This window comes from Proteus sp. Marseille-Q3619 (assembly GCF_965283115.1).
The window spans coordinates 1-1,093 of the sequence record NZ_CBDIMP010000012.1; the positions used below are offsets into that span (position 1 = coordinate 1).

Here is a 1,093-nt window from a genome sequence, read left to right on the forward strand (position 1 = left end):
CTGCTTCCAACAAAGATAAGTTACTTCTTCTGGACAAGAAAATTTAATACTAATTCCATTATCATTGATATCTTTTTCAAAGATATTTAAGGATGATAGAATCATACTTTTAATTTTTTCATCTTTTCTATTTGGTCTTCTAGCTGTAGCTAGTGGATCAATTTTTTTAAATAAAGTTACAAAGTGCTTAGAGTTATCTAAAACTCCATCTATTCTTTCTATTACCTTAGAAAAATGTTTTTCATCATGGCTTGAGTTATATTTTTCCTTCCAGCGCTTTAAATTCGGAATTTCATTTTGAAAATAATTAAGAGGTCTTCTTCCTTCATGGATTAATCGATTAATGATCTTACCTAATGTTGCTTGCCCCTGATAAATTGCAACAGCCCTTTTAATATACTCTAATTTTGTTGATTTAGATTTGGTATCTTCCTCTACTAAGTCTAAGATTTCTTTTGTTATTTCATCTTTTTTATTCTGAGGGAGATCTGCACCTTGTAAAGTATCTCGAATTTTAAATGATAGATCCTCACTAGAAAAAATATCATCTAGCTTGTTATCTATTGATTCATTCTTCTTACGTGATTTGCCTGTAGATTCTCGATACCTATACCGATTTTCTTCTAAAAGTCTTAAAACTCGTTTAGAGATGTCAATTAAATTTTTATAAGCCTCATTATCCCTCAGACCATCTCTTGCACTTTTTTCGTATAAATTTGATTGCTCTTCAGATTCAATTTTGACATAACCAATAATTTGATTAACACTAATTCTTAATGATGGATTATTTACGCGCTCCAAATTCAAATCCATCCAATCATATCCCACATCGCCTAGAGGGCGAATTCTAAAGCCGTTTCTAAACACACCTACTCCATGGTAAGTATCTAATAGTACTCGAACCTCTTTCTTTTCTAATGGACTATCTTCAACTCGTTTAGTTCTTTCTACTAAATCATCTAATGCATCAGACTCTCTATCATAAACTCGAAAATCAAACATTAGTTTCCCACAATTAGTTGGTTTATAATATTTAAAGTCGATGGAAATATCTGTAACTCCTTGTTCTTTTTGACAAGAATAAACTAGTTCA

General features: G+C 30.7%; 1 pseudogene. It reads right to left on the reverse strand.

What is annotated here, in order from left to right:
- A pseudogene (locus tag ACWPWK_RS19040) lies at positions 1–1,002 on the reverse strand (sensor histidine kinase); the annotation flags it as partial.
- Positions 1,003–1,093: the final 91 nt, after the last annotated feature.